At 70.1% G+C, this 18585-nt stretch carries 19 protein-coding genes and 1 pseudogene; 10 read left to right on the top strand and 10 right to left on the bottom strand.

Features of this window, described 5'->3' with window-relative positions:
• Positions 1 to 10: 10 nt before the first annotated feature.
• Positions 11 to 235: a hypothetical protein gene (locus tag ACFVYL_RS15360; RefSeq protein WP_389715773.1), complete on the bottom strand. Its 225-nt coding sequence runs from the start codon at positions 233 to 235 to the stop codon at positions 11 to 13.
• Between the two features lie 362 nt (positions 236 to 597).
• On the opposite strand from ACFVYL_RS15360, the gene ACFVYL_RS15355 reads away from it, so the two are divergent.
• A complete protein-coding gene (locus tag ACFVYL_RS15355; protein ID WP_389715771.1) occupies positions 598 to 1164 on the top strand; it encodes a type 1 glutamine amidotransferase domain-containing protein in 567 nt (188 codons plus the stop codon).
• A gap of 67 nt (positions 1165 to 1231) precedes the next feature.
• Here the strand turns inward: ACFVYL_RS15355 and ACFVYL_RS15350 are convergent, their stop codons facing one another.
• The gene (locus ACFVYL_RS15350; RefSeq protein WP_389715770.1) at positions 1232 to 1837 is read right to left on the bottom strand and encodes a hypothetical protein; all 606 of its coding nucleotides are present in this window, start codon (positions 1835 to 1837) and stop codon (positions 1232 to 1234) included.
• A gap of 189 nt (positions 1838 to 2026) precedes the next feature.
• On the bottom strand, positions 2027 to 3022 hold the full coding sequence (locus ACFVYL_RS15345; RefSeq protein ID WP_389715767.1) for an MBL fold metallo-hydrolase: 996 nt from the start codon (positions 3020 to 3022) through the stop codon (positions 2027 to 2029).
• Between the two features lie 305 nt (positions 3023 to 3327).
• Here ACFVYL_RS15345 and ACFVYL_RS15340 point away from each other — a divergent pair, with 305 nt between their 5' ends.
• On the top strand, positions 3328 to 3939 hold the full coding sequence (locus ACFVYL_RS15340; RefSeq protein WP_389715765.1) for an RICIN domain-containing protein: 612 nt from the start codon (positions 3328 to 3330) through the stop codon (positions 3937 to 3939).
• An 81-nt stretch (positions 3940 to 4020) separates the two neighbouring features.
• Here ACFVYL_RS15340 and ACFVYL_RS15335 read toward each other — a convergent pair whose 3' ends face one another.
• The 4 genes and pseudogenes from ACFVYL_RS15335 to ACFVYL_RS15320 form a co-directional block, all read right to left on the bottom strand.
• Entirely contained in the window at positions 4021 to 4617 is a 597-nt protein-coding gene (locus ACFVYL_RS15335) for an O-methyltransferase (RefSeq protein WP_389715894.1), read from the bottom strand.
• 108 nt (positions 4618 to 4725) lie between these two features.
• Positions 4726 to 5679, bottom strand: coding sequence for a non-homologous end-joining DNA ligase (gene ligD, locus ACFVYL_RS15330; RefSeq protein ID WP_389715763.1), 954 nt, complete (start codon positions 5677 to 5679; stop codon positions 4726 to 4728).
• Between the two features lie 251 nt (positions 5680 to 5930).
• Positions 5931 to 6476 carry a hypothetical protein gene (locus ACFVYL_RS15325; protein ID WP_389715892.1) on the bottom strand — a complete coding sequence of 182 codons (546 nt, stop codon included), beginning with the start codon at positions 6474 to 6476 and terminating at the stop codon, positions 5931 to 5933.
• Positions 6477 to 6734: 258 nt separating this feature from the next.
• Positions 6735 to 7016 (bottom strand): annotated as a pseudogene (locus tag ACFVYL_RS15320) (hypothetical protein); the annotation flags it as partial.
• Between the two features lie 304 nt (positions 7017 to 7320).
• Here ACFVYL_RS15320 and ACFVYL_RS15315 point away from each other — a divergent pair.
• From ACFVYL_RS15315 to ACFVYL_RS15305, 3 genes are all read left to right on the top strand, one after another.
• Positions 7321 to 8046, top strand: coding sequence for a class I SAM-dependent methyltransferase (locus ACFVYL_RS15315; RefSeq protein WP_389715761.1), 726 nt, complete (start codon positions 7321 to 7323; stop codon positions 8044 to 8046).
• A 146-nt stretch (positions 8047 to 8192) separates the two neighbouring features.
• Positions 8193 to 9023 (top strand): phytanoyl-CoA dioxygenase family protein, encoded by an 831-nt coding sequence (locus ACFVYL_RS15310; protein WP_389715758.1) that lies wholly within the window; start codon positions 8193 to 8195, stop codon positions 9021 to 9023.
• A gap of 430 nt (positions 9024 to 9453) precedes the next feature.
• On the top strand, positions 9454 to 10872 hold the full coding sequence (locus tag ACFVYL_RS15305; protein WP_389715756.1) for a PP2C family protein-serine/threonine phosphatase: 1419 nt from the start codon (positions 9454 to 9456) through the stop codon (positions 10870 to 10872).
• A gap of 49 nt (positions 10873 to 10921) precedes the next feature.
• Here ACFVYL_RS15305 and ACFVYL_RS15300 read toward each other — a convergent pair whose 3' ends face one another.
• On the bottom strand, positions 10922 to 12415 hold the full coding sequence (locus ACFVYL_RS15300; protein WP_389715754.1) for a hypothetical protein: 1494 nt from the start codon (positions 12413 to 12415) through the stop codon (positions 10922 to 10924).
• Positions 12416 to 12649: 234 nt separating this feature from the next.
• On the opposite strand from ACFVYL_RS15300, the gene ACFVYL_RS15295 reads away from it, so the two are divergent.
• On the top strand, positions 12650 to 13837 hold the full coding sequence (locus ACFVYL_RS15295; protein WP_389715751.1) for an aminoglycoside phosphotransferase family protein: 1188 nt from the start codon (positions 12650 to 12652) through the stop codon (positions 13835 to 13837).
• 154 nt (positions 13838 to 13991) lie between these two features.
• Here the strand turns inward: ACFVYL_RS15295 and ACFVYL_RS15290 are convergent, their stop codons facing one another.
• Together ACFVYL_RS15290 and ACFVYL_RS15285 are read right to left on the bottom strand one after the other, a co-directional pair.
• Positions 13992 to 14726 (bottom strand): PAS domain-containing protein, encoded by a 735-nt coding sequence (locus ACFVYL_RS15290; RefSeq protein ID WP_389715748.1) that lies wholly within the window; start codon positions 14724 to 14726, stop codon positions 13992 to 13994.
• Positions 14723 to 15241, bottom strand: a complete 519-nt coding sequence (locus ACFVYL_RS15285; RefSeq protein ID WP_389715746.1) for a methanogen output domain 1-containing protein — start codon at positions 15239 to 15241, stop codon at positions 14723 to 14725. Before ACFVYL_RS15285 ends, ACFVYL_RS15290 begins: the two co-directional genes overlap by 4 nt.
• A gap of 514 nt (positions 15242 to 15755) precedes the next feature.
• Here ACFVYL_RS15285 and ACFVYL_RS15280 point away from each other — a divergent pair.
• From ACFVYL_RS15280 to ACFVYL_RS15265, 4 genes are all read left to right on the top strand, one after another.
• Positions 15756 to 16016, top strand: coding sequence for a hypothetical protein (locus ACFVYL_RS15280; RefSeq protein WP_389715744.1), 261 nt, complete (start codon positions 15756 to 15758; stop codon positions 16014 to 16016).
• A gap of 86 nt (positions 16017 to 16102) precedes the next feature.
• The gene (locus ACFVYL_RS15275) at positions 16103 to 16912 is read left to right on the top strand and encodes an alpha/beta fold hydrolase (RefSeq protein WP_389715741.1); all 810 of its coding nucleotides are present in this window, start codon (positions 16103 to 16105) and stop codon (positions 16910 to 16912) included.
• Positions 16912 to 18183 carry a PP2C family protein-serine/threonine phosphatase gene (locus tag ACFVYL_RS15270; protein WP_389715739.1) on the top strand — a complete coding sequence of 424 codons (1272 nt, stop codon included), beginning with the start codon at positions 16912 to 16914 and terminating at the stop codon, positions 18181 to 18183. The genes ACFVYL_RS15275 and ACFVYL_RS15270 overlap by 1 nt, the downstream gene beginning before the upstream one ends.
• A complete protein-coding gene (locus ACFVYL_RS15265) occupies positions 18180 to 18443 on the top strand; it encodes an STAS domain-containing protein (RefSeq protein WP_389715736.1) in 264 nt (87 codons plus the stop codon). The genes ACFVYL_RS15270 and ACFVYL_RS15265 overlap by 4 nt, the downstream gene beginning before the upstream one ends.
• Positions 18444 to 18585: the final 142 nt, after the last annotated feature.

The raw sequence follows: 18585 nt of genomic DNA, 5'->3' as shown, positions 1-18585 counted from the left end.
GCCGGTCACCTCACAGGGAGACCGCCAGGGCCGCCGCGACGATGGACGCCGTGGCCACGGTCAGCATGAAGACGCGCCCTCGCAGGCCGGCTCCCTTGAACAGCCCCGGCGCCCGTTCCTGCTCACGCAGAGGCCCACCGCAGAGGCAGTGTTCGCCGTGTGTCTGGTCCGGGGCATCGAGCCAGTAGGCACCGAGCAGCTGCGCGCCGTGCCAGGCGCCACCAGAAGTCGTCATGCCCGTTCAACCGGTGCGACGGGCCCCAGGCCACCGGCTCGGCTCCGTTCGTTGCGGTGACTACACCGGCTCGTGATCTTGACACTGTCGCCCGCACATGCCGGGGGCCTTTCTCCTTCGCGACACCCCGCGGTGGTCTGTCCGGAGCCGGTCCGGCGGTGGTCTTCAGTCCCTACGGAGAGGCCATTGGTCCCGAATCTTCCCGAGGGGCCAGGGCACCCGAACCTCTGCACGGTTACTCCGGTCGCCGACCCGTCCGGCTGCACGTCGGCGTGTGGACCTGAAGAAGGCGGCTGCCGGGAGGTCCGATCGGCTTCGAAGAGCCTGTACACAACGCACAGCACCAGAGGAAAGGCAACGTCATGGCTGAGCACACACTGAACGGCCGCCGCGTTCTGGCGATCGTCACCAACTACGGGATCGAGCAGGACGAGCTCGTGGTGCCGGTGCAGCATCTGCGTGAGCGTGGCGCACACGTCGACGTGGCCGCGGTGAAGGCGGAGGAGATCCGCACGCTCGTCGGCGACAAGGACCCCGGCAAGACCGTCCAGCCGGACCTCGCCCTGGCCGACGCGGACGCGTCCTCGTACGACCTGCTGCTGATCCCCGGCGGCACGGTCAACGCGGACTCGCTGCGACTCGACGAGACCGCCGTCTCGATGGTCCGCTCCTTCGCGGAGTCCGGCCGCAAGGTGGCGGCGATCTGCCACGGGCCGTGGCTCCTTGTGGAGGCCGACGTCGTCAACGGCAAGACCCTCACGTCGTACGCCTCGGTCGCCACCGACATCCGCAACGCCAAGGGCACCTGGGTCGACAAGGCCGTCATGCACTGCGGCGCCAACGACTGGGACCTGATCACTTCTCGTACCCCCGATGACCTGGAGGACTTCCTCCGGGAGATCGACAGCACGCTCGGCGCGGCAGGCTGACGACCGTGCGTCCGCCCCGGCCCGCGTGCGGTGGCGGGCCGGGCCCACCGACCCACCGTCTGCTCCCTCACAAAGCCGTGGAGCGAGACAGAGGGGGTAGCTGGTGAGGGCGGACGGGGCCCGGCTTGTACTGCATCATCACGAATTGCTCCGCCGTTTCGGGCAGTGGCGTGGCTGCGGTCGCCATCACCCAGCCCGGGCCCCTCTCCGCGTGGTTCACCTGGCGCACGGCTCCATCGGGGTGCAGGGGGTGGAGAGTTGCGGTCGCCTGGTAGATGGGTCCCGCGACCGGGTCGTGCCGGACGTCGTGTGCGAGGTTGATCAGGGCGGGGTCGGACGGGTGGTTCGTGACCGCTCGTCTGACGGCCGGGCAGGCTCCCCGGGCCCAGTCCTCGGCCCAGTTCAGCAGCGTGCCCTCACGCGCCTGATCGTCCAGCAGCATCCATCGCATGATGTTGGAGGGAGCCCGGCCGCCAGGGAAGAGGGCCTTGAACTCGGCGTTGCAAGCCCTGACGTTCCAGTGCTTGTCGGCGATGTAGGCCATGGCGCCCGTGACTCCTTCGACGACCGTCCGCCAGACCGTCCCTACCCGTGTCGCTTCTGAGTCCTGCGCACCCGGCTGCACTGGCCTGTCTCCTCCCGCCACGTTGCTCGTAGATCTCCGTGCCGTCATGGCTCGTCGCCGTCATGGCTCGTCGCCGTCATGGCTCGTCGCCGTCATGGCTCGTCGCCGTCATGGCTCGTCCGTCAAGCCTAGCCAGCACCGGAAGCCACGCTTCCGGGACCCCGGGCTCGATGCGTGGAGCCTGTGCCTCTGGCCCGGGGAGAGCGCGGCCACCGAACGCGGCGTCAGCCCGGCGCGCTACCGGTACGACCAGGCCGCCGCCTGGCCGGCGAGTTCCAGAACGGTCGGAGAAGAAGAACCACCGGCAAGATGGCTGTATTCAACCGCGATCACGATCATCAGGCGCTCGGGCAGCCCCAGGTCCGGGTAGAAGCCGCGCTGGAACAAGTCGTCCATCGCTTTCTCCGCGGTCATTCCGGCTTCGAAGCGAAGACGTATCTCGCGCTGCGCCGTGCGCAGATAGATGAGGTGCTCTTCGAGGCCCGTCTGATCCGTCGGCCGCCCGTGACCGGGGATGATGACGCGCGGATTCAAGCCGAGAACGAGTTCGCACGCGTTGATGATGTTCTGAAGCGGTCCTGCCCAGTGCGGCGGATGGTCACCGTGGAAGAAGACGTCGCCGGTGCAGACCACATCTCCGATGCGAGCCACCAGGTCCCCGACGTGGTGCGCCGGTCCCACCTCGATCAGCTCCACCTCCTTGTCCCCCACAGCGAACGTGTGGCGGCCGGAGAAAGTCGAGGTGGGCGCCGCCAGTTGGGCGGAAGAGAAGTCGAAGACACCGAAGTGTTCACGGAGGTAACGGCCGAGGAGGGAATCCGCCGGCGACTGGTTCACCAGTGCGTGCATCTCCTGCGGCGTCGGCTCGTGATGCAGGTGCTCCTGCGCAGCGCGGGTGGCGATGATCTCCGCACCGGGGAACAGGAAGTTGCCGAAGGTGTGGTCACCGTTCGCATGGGTGTTGACCACAGTCCCCACGGTGCGGTCTTCGAGCCGGGGCTGAGCCGCGGCGATCATCGCCCGGGTCAGCGGTCCGTCATACGGCGTGTCGATGACGGCGGCGTCGGGACCCGAAATGACCCAGAGACAGTTCGCGTAGCCCCAAAGGCCCGTGCCTTCGGGAGCCCACAGGTAAAGCCCATCGGCGCCGGGTATCTCGGTGAGCTGCGTTGGGAGGTTCATAAGCGCATTCTGACCGATTCGCGCGACCCTCTCGTTCACGGGGTCCAGCACGGCCAGGCACCTCACCTGGCGGTGGCGAGGTGTGGCGACTGCACATGTGGTGAGGGGCACGGCAGTTGACACAGGAGGTGCACGGCGGTTTCCGAGCCGGGGCGGAACGGGCGACTCTCACCGGCAGTTCCGCGTACACCCGTGACCCTACGACCGCAGCCGTACGAGACGGGCTCGTACCGCCAGGGTTGACAGGGATGCACACCTCTCGTCGGACGTGACGAACCCTGCGGTTGCGTATGTTCCTGCACCGGGCCGAGAGACCAGGCCCGCTGCAATGGAACAACGAAAACTGGGGGAAAATCATGGCGCAGAGCAGGAAACGGCTGGCACTCGCCGCGGCCACGGCCGCCGTCGGAGCGGGCCTCGCGTTCGCACCGATGGCCGACGCCGCCCTCGCGTCCGGTCCCGCCCCGTCCGACACCCCGCGTGTCGCCGAGTCGGGCTGGGGTGCCGTCGACGGGCTGCCGGGCAAGTCGAAGGCGGCCGCGGGCGACAACATCTACTACTTCAAGTTCGCGCACTCCAAGAAGTGCGCCGAGGTCCCGGGGCTCAGCAAGACCAGGGGCAAGGGACTCGACCAGTGGACGTGCACCGGCAGGGGGCACCACTGGTGGTACCTGACCGAGGGGCCGGGTTCCACGGTCCACGTCGTCAACTACAACAGCAAGCTGTGCATGAACGTGAAGGGCGGCAGCACGGCGAACAAGGCGCCGGTGGTCCAGTGGGACTGCAACAACCAGAACAACGGCCTGTGGGTGCTGCAGTACCACAGCCAGTACGGCCAGTACCGGCTGTGGAACGCGAAGAGCGGCAAGTGCGTGAACGTACGGGGCGCGAGCACGGGCAACGGCGCCGACCTCATCCAGTACACGTGCAGCGACGCGGCCAACAACCGCTTCTGGGCGATCGACTGACGAGGGGTCAGCTCCCGATGTAGGGGTGGGGCGGCGGCGGGGGTGTCCTCGCCACCGCCCCACCGCCCGTCCCGCGCCCCGTCAGAGTCGGCGTGCCGCGACCACCGCTGAACTGGTCGGTGTGGTAAGTATTTCCGTGGCTTCCAGGGCCGGGTGGGTGAGGTAGAAGAGCCGGAGCTCATCGACTGTGCCCTCGAAATGAGGCGGCCAACCGGGCGAGGGGGTGAAGTCGTCCAGGATGAGGATGCCACCGGGAGCGAGCAAATCGATGACCCCTTGGGGATCGTCGCGCTTGCCCCCGCCGTCGCAGAAGAAGACGTCGAACGGGGCGTGCCGCTCAAGCAGCCGCCAGTCCCCCGTGAGAACGCTGACCCGCTCGTCGTCCGCGAAGACGCCGGCCGCTCGACGGGCCAGCACCTCGTCACGTTCCACCGTGACCAAACGTGCACCGGCGCCGGCCAGGCCGCTGTGCAGCCAGGCGGTGCCCACTCCCGAGCCGGTGCCGCTCTCCGCGATGACACCGTCGGGTTTCGCCGCGGCGGCCAGCTTGAGCAGCCTGCCCACCTCAGGGATGCAGCTCTTCTTGAAACCTGCCTCGGACGCTATGCGCTCCGCCGCCACCACCCGGGGCGGAACCGTGCGTTCAGTCAAGGCAGTCGTGTCAGTCGTGTCAGTCATGGCAGTCGCCTCAGCCATGTCAGCCGTATAGGTCATGATCGACCCCTCCCCTTCCGCGTGAGCATGACGGTATCTCCCTACGCCGACTGACGTGCGCCGTACGGGGGTTCACTTCTCAGGCACCAGGTCCGGGCGCAGCCGGTGCCAGACCGGGTGTCTCAGCAGGCCGGCCCGGGTCAGGGCGGTGTAGCGGACCTCGGCGACCAGCCGCGGCAGGACCCACCGGGCGCCGGGCACCGCGGGTTCGGGGGCGAAGGGGCACTCGTCCATGGCGGCGATGCTCAGGAGGTGGGCGAGTTCGGTACGTTGCCGCTCGTTCCAGCCCGTCCCCACGCTGCCCCGGTAGGACAGCGCACCGTCCTGGTACTGGCCGACCAGGACCGCGCCGGGCAGCCCGGTCAGGCGCCCGTGGCCGGGCAGCCAGCCGCCGACGACCACGTCGACGGTGCGGACGTTGCGGATCTTGACCCAGTTCGGTGACCGTCTGCCGGGTTCGTACACCGAGTCGAGCCGTTTCAGCACGATGCCTTCCAGGCCGTGCTCGCGGGCGAGTTCCAGGCTCCGACCGCTTTGCCCGACGACCGCGCGCGGCGCCGACCAGCGCGGGCCGGCCTCGACCAGCTGCTCCAGGGCCTCGCGACGGCGGACGTAGGGCAGGCCGGTCAGGTCCTGACCGGCCAGGAACAGGACGTCGAACAGGACCAGGTGCACGGGGGCGCCGGCGGCGAGGCGGGCCGCTTTCGCCGGGGAACCGGACAGCCCCATGCGCGGCTGAAGGCGCTCGAAGTCCGGGCGCCCCGCCTCGTCGAGCACGACGATCTCCCCGTCGAGAACCGTCGGTACGTCCCCCAGTACGTCGGCCAGGGCGTGCAGTTCCGGGTAGGCGGGCGTGATGTCCGCGCCCGAGCGCGAGCGGATGACCACGGTGCGGTCGCCGGGCAGATACACCAGCGCGCGCTGGCCGTCGTACTTGGTCTCCGCACTCCACAGGTGTTCGGTGCGGGACGGCGGCAGCGATCCGGACGTGGCGAGCATGGGGGCGAGGCGCGGCAGAGGGGCCATGTTGGACAGGCCTCGCCCCATCCGGGAGCGTTCATGCGCGACGGACGCCCATCTCGCCCGGTCGGCCCCGCCCACCGCGGCCCCGCTCACCCGGTGGGCGGCAGGGCCATGGGGGGGGCGGCAGGGCCATGGGGGGCGGCAGGGCCATGGGGGGCGGCGGCGCTCGGCGGATCGGCGTTCGGGACGCGGGGGTGCCGCCTCCCGGCCCCGCCCCGCGGCGAGCGAGCGGGCGGGCGGGCGGGCGGGCTACGTCAGCTGACGATCTGGTCCCCGTCCGGCACGTCCCTCACCGAGACCATGGTGCTGGGCAGCCCGAGCCCCTGCGACACCACCCGCGCGAGCCCGTCCACGTCCTGGCCCGCCGGGACCGGGACCTGCTCCCCTTCGCCGTAGCTCTCGATCGCCTTCGTGAAATAGCTCGGGTGCCAGGCGCCGACGGCTCCTCCGACCTCGACCGCGGTAACGGCGCGACTGCCGACGGATCGCTTCACCGCGGCCAGGATCTCGTCGGAGCGCAACTCGCCCGGTACCTGGAACAGGCTGGCGTGCGCACCGACGAGGCCGCCGTCCCGCAGCCGCACGGTGACTGTGAGACAGCTGGTGACACTGGGGTACGTGAGCACACCACCGGGCGCCACCTCCTTGACCTGTCCTTCCGAGATCGTCGCCTTGGCGGGTGCCGAGGGGCGGTCCGCCGCGTACGGCATCACACCGGCGGAGCCTTCGTAGGCCTGGGCAGCCGGGCTGAGCCCGCACGGCAGCGCCAGGAGTGCGGCGGCGAAGACCGTGGCGCTCACGGCGGCGCGCCGCCACCCCGACGTCCGGAACGGCGTCCGGAGCCGCGTCCGGACGGCTCGACGCGCGGGGTGAAGCGGCTGCTGATGCGATGACACGGGTAACTCCTGAGGCGACACTGAGCTGAACCTGATCACTGTACTGAGGCAGCCCGGACAGCGTCGCCGTCGAGGAGCGCTTCCGCCCGGTCCACCTGGGCGGCGCCGGGACAGCGCCCGGCGGCCGGGTATCTCCAACTTGCGCAGCAGCGAGGAGACATGCGACTCGACCGTCCGTACGGATATAAACAGCCGCGCGGCGACCTCCGCGTTGCTGAGGTGCTCCCCGAGTGTCGGGGCAGCTCGCGGAGGCGTACGCGGATCCGGATCTCGCTGCGTTCGAGCTAGGGTTTGTGGAGGACGCGGCGCAGGTTCGGCGGTCGTTGGGGGCGTGCTGGGATGTGCGCTTCGAGTACGCGGAGCCGGTCCGCCCGTTCCGTTGGCCCAAGGGCGGGGCGCGAGCTTCGCGGGGTGGTACTGCTGTGCGACGACCGGCGGGCACATCGGCTACGAGTCGTGGGCAGGTTCCGCTGTGGCTGCTCAAGCGGATCCTCAGCCCCCGATTCCCCACCGAACGACCAGTGCCCCGGCCGGCAATGCCCGAGGACAACTACCAAAGGATCAAGGACCACTACGCGAAGCCTCACCGGAACGCAGTCGTGGCGATCGTTCCTCCACGACCACGACCCCTGGCTCACCCTGACGACCGTCACGAAGCTCTACATCACCCTCGCCCGAGAACCCGAGCCGAGCCAAGCCGGTGAAACTCAGTAGCTCTGCGGCTCCAACTCCGCATACGTTCGGCCGCATGGCTGACGACTGCTTCGGGCATCCACGACTCGCCGCGATCTACGATCCGCTCGACCCCGACCGCAGCGATCTCGATGCCTACCTCCGGATGGCGGAAGAGTTCGGGGCGCGCCGAGTCCTGGACATCGGCTGCGGCACCGGGGTGTTCGCACTTCTCCTGGCTGACCGCGGGATCGACGTCGTCGGCATCGATCCCGCCAAGGCATCCGTCGACGTCGCCCGGGCCAAACCGGGTAGTGAGCGAGTGCGCTGGATCTGCGGTGACGCCACAGCCCTGCCGTCACTGCAGGTCGACCTCGCGACGATGACAGCGAACGTCGCCCAGGCCATCGTTGATCCGAACACCTGGCAGAAGACGCTGCAAGGTGCCTACGAGGCACTACGGCCCGGCGGGCACCTGGTCTTCGAGACACGTGATCCGGCCAGACGAGCCTGGGAAGAGTGGACCCGCGAGAACTCCTACCGCGTGACGGAGATCCCGGGCGTCGGCTCCGTCAAGAGCTGGGTCGACCTGATCGAGGTGAGCCGGCCTCTGGTGACCTTCCGCTGGACCTACGTCTTCGCAGCGGACGGCCAGGTGCTGACCTCGGATTCGACGCTGCGCTTCCGAGAGCGCAACGAGGTCGAGACGGACCTGGTCGCCCATGGCTACGTGGTGCAGGACGTGCGCGATGCGCCTGACCGGCCGGACAGAGAGTTCGTCTTCCTCGCACGACGTCCCTGATCCACAGTGATCCACGCCACTAAAACTTCAATGGCACACGCACAAACAAACTCGTCGGCACGCCCTGAACGCTGAACGCGGCACCCGAGAAAGGCGGTGCGGCAACTGTCGGGTGGCTGGGACGGGTGGCACCGCACGATGGAGACATGGACGACTCGACCTTGGTATCCCGCTTCCTTCGCGACGGCTTCGTCAAGCTGGAGGGCGCCGTCGCGCCCCTCGTGGCCGCGAGCTGTGCGCGGCTGCTCTGGCGGGAGACGGGCTGCGACCCGGACGACCCGGGAACGTGGACGCAGCCCGTGCATTGGGTCGGCGGAATGGCACAGGGACCCTTCGCCGCCGCACCCAACTCCCCTGCCCTGCACCGGGCGTACGACCTGCTGGTCGGCGCCGGGCGCTGGGAGCCGCGCTACTCGCTCGGCACCTTTCCGTTGCGCTTTCCCCATGAGGAGGAGCCCGGCGACGCGGGCTGGCACATCGAGGGCAGTTATGCGGTGGAGGGCGAGACCTGGCCCTTCACCAATCTCCGCTCACACGGCCGGGCGCTGCTGATGCTCTTCCTGTTCAGCGAGGTGGGGGAAGAGGACGCCCCGACCCGGATCCGGGTCGGCTCCCACCTCGACGTGCCGAAGGTGTTGGAGCCGTACGGGGAGGAGGGCGCGAGCGGGCTGGCCATCGCGCCGGACCTCGTAGCGGCATCCGCCCACCGGCCGCTCGCCCTCGCCACCGGCTCCCCGGGGGACGTCTTCCTGTGCCATCCGTTCCTGGTGCACTCAGCGCAGCCGCACCACGGGTCGCGACCGCGTTTCATGGCCCAGCCGCCGCTGATGCCGGCCGCGCCGTACGAACTGGAGCGGGCCGACGGCGCGTACTCACCCGTGGAGATCGCGATCCGCCAGGGCCTGGGACAGCCCACCTCCGGTCCCGACGGGCAGGACGCAGGCCCCGGCAACCAGAATGTTCGGCTCCGAGGGTGAGCCCCCGGGCCGGGCGCGGAGGAAAGTTGTGTTCCGGGCAGGTGTCCCGTACGGGGGGGTCAATTCCCGCCGTTCTGGAGGAGGTTGGGGGCTTCGTACGGCGGAGGTTCGTGACGGCACCTGCCCCGGCACCCCGGCGCACGCCTTGTTGCCGGGGTAGCCATGCATGACGCAGCACACCTGCCCGTCGGCCCTCCTCGACTCCGCCGCCGGAACACCATATTCCACCCTTAAGCTCTACTATTCCTGCACGGTCGCGCTCTGGACGTACAGCCCCAGTTCGCGTATCAGCAGGACATAGGCATATGCCAGAAGCACCACCGCATCGTGTGTTGCCAAATCCCTTACGGCCCACCACCGGCTGTGCGAAAGTCGTTAGCGGTCCACCATCCGTCAAGTCGGTCGCACCGCACCTTCACCGGAGCACCTCATGCCGCCCCACGTCTTCGCGGACCACGCAGCCGCCCAGCCGCCCGAGCGCGGCACGGTCGATGCGCTGATCTCGCAGACACGTCGGCTGCGCGGCGAGGTCGACGCCGTGCGGCGCGACGCCGCGACCGACCACGGGGACGCCGAGGGGCGCTGGCAGCGCGCCCTGTGCGACCTGGCGGTGCATCAGCTCAACGACCTCGACGACCATCTCGCACAGCTGCGGGACGGCCCGCCGCCGGTGGGTGCGGAGCCTGCGGATCCGACCGCTCCGGAAGACCAGGACCCACAGCGGGGGTCGCTCCTGAGCCGGGTGGGCAGCGCCGAGTGGAACCTCCTCACCGACGAGGCCGGCTGGTCCGGCGAGCTCTACCGGATCCTCGGCCGCGACCCGGCCGCTCCCCCGCTCTCCCTGGACGAATTTCCCTCCCTCGTGCACGTCGAGGACCAGCCACTGCTGACCACGATGGTCACGGACTGCCTCATCGACGGCAAACCCATCGACGGCGAGTTCCGCATCGTGCGGTCCGACGGGCGGGTGCGCCAGGTGCACATGATGGGCGAGCCCGTGCTCGCCGCCGACGGCTCCACCGCCTCCATGTGGGCGGTCCTGCGGGACGTCAGCGAGTTGCGCCGCAGCCAGCGTGTGGTGCGCGAGAGCCATGACTCGCTGCAGCGCCGGCGCGACATCGCCCGGACCGAGCACCGCCTCGCCGTCGAACTGCAGGAGGCGGTTCTGCCGCCGTGGCGCGGCTCGCTCCGCTTCCCTCACGGCGGCCCCGGTCCGCTCGACCTCGCCGCCCACTACCTCCCCTCCTCGACCAGCTCGCTCGTCGGCGGCGACTGGTACGACGCGATGGAACTGCCCGACGGACACGCCCTGTTGAGCGTCGGAGACCTCACCGGACACGGCGTCGCCGTCACCTCCGGCATGGCGATGCTGCTCGGCGCTCTGCGCGGCATGGCGGTCGCCGGATCCCCGCCGGGCCAACTCATGGGCTGGCTGAACCAGTTACTGGACGCCACGGCGCAGCCCGCCCTCGGCAGCGCCGTCTGCTGCCGCTACGACCCCGCCACCCGCCTGCTCACCTGGGCACAGGCCGGCCACCCCGCCCCACTGCTGTTCCGCGAGGGAGCGGGGGGCGTGCTGACGCCCCCGTCCGGCGTGCTTCTCGGCGCCACCTCCGGGGCGACCTATGGGCAGGCCGAAGAGCAACTGCGGCCCGGCGACCTGCTGTTGCTCCACACCGACGGCCTGGTGCCGCGGCGCGACAGGGACACGGCGACGGGCCTGCTGCTCTCCCTCGCGTCCCGCTTCAGCGGGGCGCGTACGGCACAGGACTGCGTGCGGGTCGTCGTCGAGGAGTTCGGCGAGGCCCCGCGTGAGGACGACGCCTGCCTGTTGGTCGCGCGGATCTGACCGGTGGATCTAACCGGCGGATCTGACCGAGTGCCGCGGTCCGACGCGTCTACGCCCTGGCTGTCCTCCCCGCTCCCCTGACCCTCCTCGGCAGTGCCAGCTTGATCTCCTCCCGCAGGTCCTCGATCTTCGGGTAGCCGGCGTACTGCGCGGTCAGCCGGTACATCTCGCGGAGCCGGTCCCAGGTGCGCTGCGAGGAGTTGGCCCGCATCGACACCAGCGCCAACCGCGCGTACCGGTCGGCCTGTTCGGGGTCGTCGGCGATGAAGCAGGCCGAGGCGAGCGAGATGTAGTCGAAGATCTGCGACCGGTCGCGGTTCTTGGCCCGCAGCTCGATCGCCTCCTTGGCGTGCCGTTGCGCGACACCCGCCGCGGACGACTCGTGCTCGGCGAGGGTGCGGTACGCCAGGGCCTGCATGCCGTGCAGGTCCGCCTCGTCGAACATCTGCATCCAGCTCGGCGGCGGCACGTCCCCCTTGTCCGACACGAAGAGGTCCTCGGCGAGACCGAGGGTGCGCCGCATCGCCTGGCCGCGTCCCATCGACGCGTGTGCCCAGGCCTCGATGGTGTACAGCATCGCCTGCGTGCGGGGCAGGGCTTCGTCGCCCGCGCCCGACTTGGCGAGCTTCATCAGATCCAGGGCGTCGTCCGGCTTGCCGAGGTGCACCATCTGGCGCGCGGCGCGGGACAGGGCCTCCCCCGCGCGCGGGCGGTCGCCGCCCTCGCGTGCCGCGTGCGCCGCGATGACGAAGTACTTCTGCGCCGTGGGCTCAAGACCGACGTCGTGCGACATCCAGCCGGCGAGTACGGCGAGGTTGGCAGCGACGCCCCACAGGCGCCGCTGGAGATGGTCGGGGTGCCGGTAGGCGAGCATGCCGCCCACTTCGTTGAGCTGGCCCACGACGGCCTTGCGCTGCAGCCCGCCGCCGCGGGCCGCGTCCCACGCGCGGAACACTTCGACCGAGCGCTCCAGCTCCTCGATCTCCTGGGACCCGATGGGGGCGGCCTCGTAGCGGTCGAACCCAGCGGGGTCGGCGTGCAGGGGATCCTCGATACGGGGGGCGTCGGCCGCCAGGGCCGGATCGGCGTGCAGCCAGTCGTGCATGGCGCTGCTGAGTGCGGAGCCTGCGGCAAGCGCAGCGCCCGCGCCCACCAAGCCGCGTCGGTTGAGCATGAGGTCCATTCCCGTGAATTCGGTGAGGACCGCGGCTGTCCGCTCGGGCGCCCACGGCACGCCGTCGGGGTGCTCCACACTCCCGTCGCCACGCCGCCTGCCTACGCGCCCGTGCCGGACCATGCCTAGATCCTCAGTGGTCACGACACGGCCGAGACGCTCGGTGAAGAGGACCGCCAGCACGCGCGGCACCGGATCGCGCGGGATCTCTCCCGTGTCGATCCAACGCCGCACCCGCGAGGTGTCGGTGGCCAGTTGGGGGTGGCCCATGGCCGCCGCCTGCCGGTTCACCAGTCTCGCGAGCTCCCCCTTGGACCAGCCGGCCAGGCCGAACAGGTCCGAAAGGCGGGTGTTGGGTTGTCCGTTCACGTCAAGCCCCCAGGTTCTCGGCTGAGTTGACAGTAACCCTCTGTCAGTTGCTGAGCGACTATTCGCCAGGGTTCGCCAGGGTGCGCCACATGGTGTGCCAGGGGACGACGGGTGTCAGGTAGGAATGCGCCACCCCGACCCGGTCGCCGCAAGGCACTCCCCAGGGTGCACCCGAAGCGATCGGGCCGGGCGGCGCACGCAATTCACAGGCACACGAAGGGATCTGTATCGCCCATGTACGCAGCATCGTCCTCCGTGTCCGCCCCGCCCCGGCCGCTGCGCCCGCGCCCCCCGGTCCACCGGAGTCGCGAGATCGCCCCCTCGCCGGGAAGCGGCCCCTATCTTGAGCCGGTGCGCCCCGCCGGTGCGCCGCCGGGCGCCGGCCGTACGCCCCGCGTACCGGGATCCGGCACGCAACCGCTCAGCGGGAGACTCGACTTGTCCGGCCCCCAGGGGGCGCAACTGCGCACCGCGATTGCTTCGGTGCACCGCATCTGCCCGGAGTTCAACCCGGTACAGGTACTCCGCAGAAGCGGCCGCACCGTGCTGCTCGTCGGCACGACGGGACGCAGCACCGCCGTCGCCAAGTGCCTGCTCGACCACTCACCGGTGTGGGCCGAGCGGATCAGGCACGAAATAGCCGCCTACCGCTCGTTCGTCCGGCACCGGCCGCCGGTCCGGGCGCCGCGGCTCATCGCCGCCGATCCCGAGGACTGCACGCTGGTGATCGAGCGGATGCCGGGGCGGGTGGCGGCACTGCTCCGGCACCCGATCGAGTCCCCGCCACGCGCCGACATCAGGGCGGCGATCGGCTCGGTCTGCCGCCTGAACCAGTGGCGGCCGCCGGCCGAGATGTTCGGCAGGCCGCTGGACTACGGCAGGCGGATCTCCCGCTTCCACGAGCTGGGCCTGCTGACGGACCGTGACATGGGCGACCTGCAGAAGCTGCTGCACGGCATCGCGCACTCGGTCGGGCACCAGGGCACCGGTCACCAGGCCATGTGGCAGTTCTGTCACGGTGACGCCCTGCTGTCGAACGTCCTGCTCTCCCCCGCTGGACCCGTCCTGGTCGACTGGGAGCACGCGGGCTGGTACCTGCCGGGGTACGACCTGGCGACCCTGTGGACGGTCCTGGGGGACTCCCCGGTGGCCCGCCGCGAGATCAGCCAGCTGGCGCAGGCCGCGGGCCCGGCGGCGCGCGACGCCTTCCTGGTGAACCTGATGCTGGTCCTGACCCGCGAGATCCGGACGTACGAAACGGCCGTGCAGCGTTCGATGCACGACTCGGCCCCGACGGCACCGGGCCCGGCCCAACCCGGTGCCGCGCCGTCCGGCGAGGAACAGCGGTTGCTGCTGAGGCGACTGCACGACGACTGCCAACTGGCCCGCCGGGCCGTGCGTGCGGCGGTCGGCACTCGCTGACGGGGACGACAGTCCGCAGTGCGCTTTGGGACAGGGGCGCACTGCGGACTTTCGTATGCCTCTGGCGACTTCCGAGGGACTATGACGACAGGACTGTGACGACCCGGCGGTGACGGTGGGACGGTGCCGGCGGGAGCGTGCGGGCAGGGCTCGCTCACAGGTTCTTGAGCGCGCCGCCGATCAGCGCTGTCACCGACTCCAGGTGTTCCGCCGGGGGCGTGCCGTCCATGGTCAGGGCGAGGGCCGCGTCCGGCGGGACGGGGATCCGGAGACGGATGGGGCCGGGCGGTACGGGAGTGAGGTGCAGATCGGCTCCCGTGCAGCCGAGGACCGTGGGGACGTGCTCGGCGACCGCCTGGACGACGCCCGTGGTCGTGCTGGCCGCGGCAAGCGCCACCACGAGCGCGTGCAGATGCTCCAGCCTGTCGTGCGCGGCGGACAGGGAGGTGGTGAGCGCGTTGCGTTCCTCGGTGGCCCTGAAGCGGAGCGTCTGCTCACGCTCGACGGCGTTGACCCTTTCCTTGAGCGTGAGGAAGCGGTCGCCGGGGTCGATGCGGACGGCGCGGAGGTGGACGGTCGGCGTGGCGAGCCATTGCGCGCGGGCGCCGAAGCAACGGCAGCGCACCCGCGAGCCGTCGTAGCCGTGCAGTGTGAGGCCCGCCGGCGTCGGATGGCCGGTGCGCAGCCACTGCCGGACGCACGCGGCGACGTCGTCCACGGATTCGGAGACCAGGCTGCTCAGGAGCGGGTCGTCCTGGACACCCGGAAGCAGCCGCACCGCCGCCGGGTTCGCGGCGAGGACCTGTGTGTCGGCGGCGACGAGCAGCACCGGTTCCGTGAGCAGGCCGGTGATCTTCCGGAAGAGGCGCAGCGCTTCGTCGCGGTTCACGGGAGGTCGCCGTAGTACTCACGTCCGGCGCTCTCGTCCGACTCGGCGGGTGGGCGCAGATGGACGATGACGCGGCAGCCGACGTCCCAGCGGGCGATGGTCTTGTCCAGTTCCACGCGGGCGTAACCGAGGTTCTCCGCGGCGATGGTGCCGAAGACGTTCGACGTCATCATGCACATCGAGGGCCGCCCCACGACCTTCTCGCCGAACGGGCACACCCGGTTGCCCAGGACGATGCGCCGTTCGTTCTCCTCGATGACGAAGAAGTCGCCGCCGAGGCGCCTCTTGAGGTCGACCATGACCTGGGCGACCTGTGCGAGGTCGAGGCGGTCGACCTCAAGGGCCTCGGTGTACTGGCGGTTGACCTCGCCGCCGAGGGTCTGGCTGACGAGGCTGACGTACCCCGCGGCCTCCTCCAGGCCGACCACGTCCTCGAGCACGCCGGCCAATTCACGGATCAGACTCCGCATGAACACATCGCGGTCGATGGCGACGTCTGCTTCCGATGGATCCACTGGGGCCCTCCACGGTGTGCCCGACGATTGCACGGCTCACCTTGTGTCACCCCATGATTGCTCGCCCTAACCTGTGTTGTCGACCGATTCCGGCAGGGTGGTGCGAAGGAAGTGCCAACAGGTACCCACAGTGGCATCGGGAGCTGCTCGGAGTGCCGCTCGGAGAGCTGCCCGAAGGGCCGTACAGATGCCCGATCAGGCATGCGCGGCGAGGGCGCGAGTGGGCCGACTTGTTCCCGATAGCCGGTCGGCGGAGGGCAATTGACACGCGCTGCCGGAACTTTTCCCGCCAGGTATGAACCAATCGGGAGGCCCGTACTCGCCTGATTTACTCGCATTGTGGCGGTCGATTTGCCTGCCTATCCGCCAGTTTCATAAATGGCGGTAACGCTCAGGCATCTCAGGGGTCATCAAGGGCACTCTGGACCCACCCCCATACAGCTTCCCCCCACTCCTGCCCGGCTTCACCCTGCCCCGGCCCGTGCGCGGCCGGCTTCACCGCCAGGAGTCCCGAGTGACCACGTCCAGCGCCGACGCCCTCGCCCGCCACGCCGGGCGCCTGCTGTGCCGGCACCTCGCCCTCGCCATGGTGCTCACCGCGTTATTCGGGCTCCACCCCTCGGACCGTTACCGCTCCGCCCTCTATCTCCTCTGGGCCGCTCTCCCGCTCACCGCCGCCGCGTGGGCACTTGCCCGCGCCCGCCAGAAGCGCCGCCTGCGGCACGAGCGCAGCAGACACATCGCCCGGCCCGACGACTGGACCCCCGCCGTCTGAGCCCGCCGTCTGATCTCTCCGGCAGGGAAGCCGACGCGGCCATGGGCGGAGTGCCGGCACACGCCTGGTCTGCGAAAGTGTGTCGTATGGGTGTGCTGAGCAGGAATCACGTGACCGTGACCGGACGTTCCGGCGGGCCGGTCGTGATGCTGGCGCACGGGTTCGGGTGCGATCAGAACATGTGGCGGCTGGTGGCGCCCGCGCTGGAACGTGACTTCACCGTGGTCGTCTTCGACCACGTGGGCGCGGGGCGCTCCGATCTGTCGGCGTGGAGCCGGGAGCGCTATTCGACCCTGGACGGGTACGTCGACGACGTGCTGGAGATCTGCCGCGAACTGGCGCTCGGACCGGTGACCTTCGTCGGGCACTCGGTGAGCGCGACGGTGGGCGTGCTCGCCGCGGCGCGGGAGCCTGGGACGTTCGCCGGGCTCGTCCTGCTCGCGCCGTCGCCGTGCTTCGTCGACGACCCGTCCACCGGTTACCGGGGCGGGTTCAGCGCAGCGGACATCGACGAGCTCCTCGAGTCGTTGGAGGCGAACTATCTGGGCTGGTCAGGCGCGATGGCACCGGTCATCATGGGCAACCCCGAGCGGCCCGAGCTGGGCGAGGAACTGACGAACAGTTTCTGCCGCACCGATCCGGACATCGCCCGTGTCTTCGCTCGCGTGACCTTCCTGTCCGACAACCGTGAGGACCTTGCCCGCGTCGGCGTTCCCACGCTGGTCGCCCAGTGCTCGAACGACGCGATCGCCCCGCCTGAGGTGGGTGCGTTCGTCCACGCGCAGATCCCCGGGAGCCGCCTTGTGACGCTGAACGCGACGGGGCACTGCCCCCAGCTCGCCGCGCCGCAGGAGACCACCGAAGTGATCGCGGCGTTCGCCGGTGCGCTCGGATGATGTGCGACACCAGCAACGGCGAGGACGGACGTGACCGGGAGGGGCACGAGGGCTCAGCCGGGGAGCAGGCGCAGTTCACCGCGCTGCTGGAGGACAGCGCCGAGGACCTGTACGAGCACGCCCCCTGCGGCTATCTGTCCACCCTGCTCGACGGCCGGATCGCCAAGGTCAACACCACCCTGCTGGACTGGCTCGGCTACGGGCGCGCCGATTTGGTGGGCCGCAAGCGCTTCTCCGATCTGCTGACCGTCGGCGGGCGGCTCTACCACGAGACCCATTTCGCGCCGCTGCTGCACATGCAGGGGGAGATCAGCGGCATCGCCCTGGAGCTCAAGACCGCGGACGGCAGCCGCATCCCGGTCCTCGTCACCTCCGTCGTGAAGACGGGCAGCGACGGGCAGCCGCTGCTGATCCGCACCACCCTCCTGGACGCCCGTGACCGCCGCGCCTACGAGAAGGAACTGCTGCGCGCCCGCCAGGAAGCCGAGCGGGAACGCGAGCGGCTGCAGCGCCTGAACGCCACCCTGCAGCAGACGCTGCTGCCGCCGGCCCTGGCGAGCGTGCCCGGCCTGAACGTCGCCGCGCACTACCACATCGCCTCCACCGACGAGGTCGGCGGCGACTTCTACGATCTGTTCCCCCTGGCCGCCGGCACCTGGGGGCTCTTTCTGGGGGACGTCTGCGGCAAGGGCGCGGCCGCCGCTGCCGTCACCTCGCTGGCCCGCTACACCCTGCGGGCCGCCGCGGTCTACGACCCGGATCCCGCTGCGGTACTGAGCAACCTCAACACGGTCCTCAACCACGAGTACAACGGGACCGACCCCCGGTTCTGCACCGTCATCTTCGGCCTGATGACCCCCGAGGGCGACGAGGGCGGCTTCCGCGTCACGCTGGCCAGCGGCGGGCACCCCTCAGCGGTGCTGATGCGTGCCGACGGAACCGCCGACTACCTCCCCACGCCCGGCGGGCAGCTCATCGGCGTGCTCCCGAACGCCCACATCGCCACCACCACCATCCGCCTGGAAGCGGGCGACACCCTGCTGCTGCACACCGACGGCCTGACCGAGGCCCACACCGCGAGCACCGGCACCGGCGACCGCTACGGCGACGAAGCCCTCCTCGACTTCGCGCGCGCCCTCGCACCCACCACCGCCTCGGACACGATCACCGCGATCCGCGACCTGCTCGACACCTTCGGCGCCGGCGTGGACGACGACACCGCCGTGCTGGCCATCGACGTGCCCCGACCCACCAGTGAAGAGCAGCGGTGACCCACCTTCTCGTCCTGCGCACCCGTGTCACCCCCGCGGGGCCGGTCCTGGAACTGAGCGGGGAACTGGACCACCGCACCGCCCCCGACGCCCGCACCGCGCTCCGGGAGCTCGACCTGGAGTCGGGCCAGCAGCTCGTCCTGGACCTCGGCAGCCTCACCTTCTGCGACTCCACGGGGATAACGGTCTTCGTCGCCGCCCGCAATCACGCGCTGGCCGCGGGCGCGACCATCGTCCTGGCCGCGTACCCGACCGGGTGAACCGCATCTTCCGTGTCGCGGGCCTGGACCACGTCTTCGCCGCCCACCCCACCGCCGAGGCCGCAGAAGCCGCCTGGCGCCCGGCCTGACCTCACCCGGGTCTTCGGCAACGGTGGCTGTCAGTGGTGGCTGAGACGCTGGA

Origin of the sequence: Streptomyces sp. NPDC058308, assembly GCF_042880275.1 — a bacterium.
Lineage (GTDB): Bacteria > Actinomycetota > Actinomycetes > Streptomycetales > Streptomycetaceae > Streptomyces.
Note: the sequence above shows the minus strand (reverse complement) of the source record. Positions and strands in the feature narration are given on the sequence as shown.